The organism is Anaerobium acetethylicum, assembly GCF_900096945.1.
Lineage (GTDB): Bacteria > Bacillota > Clostridia > Lachnospirales > Lachnospiraceae > Anaerobium > Anaerobium acetethylicum.
The window spans coordinates 1-3,206 of record NZ_FMKA01000080.1 but is presented as its reverse complement, the minus strand read 5'-3'; the positions used below and the strand labels follow the sequence as shown (position 1 = coordinate 3,206).

At 39.1% G+C, this 3,206-nt stretch carries 2 protein-coding genes; one reads left to right on the top strand and one right to left on the bottom strand.

The genetic code is table 11. The annotated features are described in order from the left end of the window. Positions 1-182: 182 nt before the first annotated feature. The gene (locus tag BJR36_RS19780; protein WP_242875704.1) at positions 183-1,475 is read right to left on the bottom strand and encodes a sugar ABC transporter substrate-binding protein; all 1,293 of its coding nucleotides are present in this window, start codon (positions 1,473-1,475) and stop codon (positions 183-185) included. A gap of 376 nt (positions 1,476-1,851) precedes the next feature. On the opposite strand from BJR36_RS19780, the gene BJR36_RS19775 reads away from it, so the two are divergent. Further along, on the top strand, positions 1,852-3,036 hold the full coding sequence (locus BJR36_RS19775) for a Gfo/Idh/MocA family protein (protein ID WP_091237150.1): 1,185 nt from the start codon (positions 1,852-1,854) through the stop codon (positions 3,034-3,036). Positions 3,037-3,206 lie beyond the last annotated feature (170 nt).

The window sequence follows — 3,206 nt, the reverse complement described above, 5'->3', positions numbered from 1 at the left end:
CTGATAATGTTGAGTTACCAGATGAAAAAATCGATGAATTGGTGGATGCATTTATGAATGCAATACCAACATTGCTGAAATCGAAACTTCTAGCAACATAAACTCTGAGCTTTGATAACTGAATAACTGCCAGGTATTGAATTTTCACGGTGCATAGTCAAAATCTATGTGCGAAGTTTGAGTTATTTATAGTTTGACTGAATATTCTCGTTGATTTTATCTGATAGACTCTGTAATGCCGTATCCGGATCTATATGATTATAATCAGCCTCTAAGATTGCATTAGTGATCATTTCATCAACGGATTTTTCATTAATAACAGCTGGTCTTGCCTTTGTATATGGGAATTCTTCGGTAAATACTTTGAGCTTGTCTTTTCCTTCCAACGCCTTGTCATAGTCGAAATCTTTTCTTGCCGAAATTTTTCCTTCTACTGCCAGTATTGGATCGCTGTCTTCGGAATTCAAGTACTGAATCAGTTGATACGCAAGCTCAGGATTTTTGCAGTTTACATTGATGTTCCATGTCCATCCCCCCAGTACCGTTGCCTGCGTCTTTTCTTTTACCATTGGTGCAATACCATAGTTCAGATCCGGATTGATTCCCTCAACACCGCTTGAACACCAGTCACCACCTAATAAGAATGTAGCCTCTCCATTTGCAAAACTCTCGTATACTTTGTCCCATGTAGTTGCTTCCTTGAAGGATTCCACCAGTCCGTCGTTTTCAATCAGCTCGCAAATATAATTCCACGCTTCTTTTCCTGCCTCACTGTCAATTACAACCTCCGGAGTTTCACCGCTTGTATCAATCACAGGGCATTCATTTTGATAAAAGAAGGAGTAAAATGCATATGCGCTCTGGTAAGTTGTGATTCCGCCATAGCCAGCTTCCTTTGCAACCTTTACTGCATTAAGTAGTTCATCCCATGTCGTCGGAACTTCCAGATTAAGTTCTTTCAAACGATCTGCATTGTAATATAACCCACAGGAATCCATGTACCACGGTATAGAATAATATTTACCTTCAAATTTACCAGAATTCAGTGGTCCTGGCTGGTACTGGCTTTCTAATTCCTCAGCAGTTGTGATCTTACTCAATGAATAAAGAAGTCCCATGGCAGCCATATCGATTGCATGACCCGAGTTGTCCATCATAACCACATCAGCACCGCCCCCTGCTAATGCTGCTGTTTGGAAATTTTCTTTAATATCCTGCTGGGAAGCTCCCTGTAATGTAATCTTAACTCCAGGATTATTCTCTTCGAACTGTTTGACTGTCTTCACAAATTCGGCACCCTTTCCGGTAGACTCATCAATCCAGTCATTCACCATCATAACAGTTATTTCACTGCTTGATGGATCAGCATTGTTTGAGGTATCGGGTTTCTCTGATTCTCCTGAACTGCTGCATGCCGTTAAACTGGCAAGCATCGCTACGCATAATACAACTGCTAATAATCTTTTTCTCATCATATACCCATTTCCTTTCTTATCTCACTCGTCATGTCCTTTTCCAGATGATTCTTCCTACCGGCCGGCTCTTCGAATCTCATAAACGTATTTAACCATAATACATTTAGTTTTTGAACAAAAGATTTTCATCTCTTTTTTTTGAATTTCCAAAAGATTTTTCTATATTTTATACACTTTCAAATTTTTAACAAATACCTGTTTTATTTAAAATAATTTTACACCTTCTCTTAGAAAGGCTCTACAATTTTTTAATAATTTTTCACAAACTGATAAAACATCTTTATTCAATATCCATCAATTTCAGCATACAATGAGACCTGCAAACACGAAATCAATACAATATTTTTTAAGAAAAGGTAAAAAGGAGGATTTCTAAATGGAAAAGAAAAAATTAAACGTAGCTCTTGTAGGATTGAGCTTCGGACTTGAGTTTGTAGCAATCTACTGCAAGCATCCGGATGTTGATAAGGTATATGTGGTAGATAAGAACCAAAAACTTCTTGACATTGCAAGGGAGCGTTACAGTATCCCAAAAGAACAGTGCTTTACCGATCTTCAGCAGGTTCTAGATATTGAGGAAATTGAAGCTGTCCATCTTGTAACACCGCCTGCAACACATGCTCCGTTTTCTGTAAGAGTATTAAATGCAGGAAAGCATTGTGGGTGTACCATCCCAATGGGCATGAGCATCCAGGAATTGGAAGATGTCATTCATGCTAGAAAACAATCTGGAAAGAACTATATGTTCATGGAAACAACCATCTTCCAGAGAGAATTTCTATATATGAAAGAACTCTACGAAAAAGGTGCATTGGGGCGCCTTCAGTATATGTCTTGTGCACATTATCAGGATATGGAAGGCTGGCCTGATTACTGGAATGGATTTCCACCACTGATGCATCCAACACATGCTGTTGCACCTTGTCTAATGTTGGCAGGACATCTACCAGACAAAGTATACGCAAAGGGATCTGGCAAGGTAAGAAAGGAACTGGAGGAACAATACGGTTGTCCGTTTGCATTTGAATCTGCTTTCATTTCCCTGAAAGACAGCGATATTACAATTGAAATGGAAAGATTCTTATATGGTGTTGCAAGAAGCTATTCCGAATGCTTCCGTGTATATGGAGAAAACAAGAGCTTTGAATGGCAGCAATTAGCTGATGAAGATCCTGTACTGTATACCAGAACAGGAGTCCTTGAAAAGGTAGATATTATTTCAGATTCCAATGAAAAATCCAATCGTGGAAGCGAAATCAAAGAAGAAAGAATCAAAATTCCAGATTACGCTTATCTTCTGCCAAAGGAAATCTCTGGATTCACAACAAATACTGTTTACGATAATGAAAATACCCACTTATCATTTGCACAGGGTGGCGGACATGGTGGATCGCATCCACATCTTGTTCACGAATTCGTCCGTTCCATTTTAGAAGACCGTCCTTGCTGCATTGATGATATTATGGGTGCTTATTGGACAGGTACAGGAATCTGTGCTCACGAATCCGCAATGAAGGGTGGAGAAGTGATTCATATTCCTCATTTTGAAAACGTTGAGTAAGTAAGAATCTAATGTAGTTGCTAACTTCCCAAGGTTTACCCACTCAATGCCATCTGACCTATTAGAAATCGATGGCATTGGGATATAGATTACTTGCTCTCTAAGAAAGCAATAATCTCAGCGCGGCTCCTACAACTATTTTGTATCGCCGCTATGAGTTCCTCGTTTTC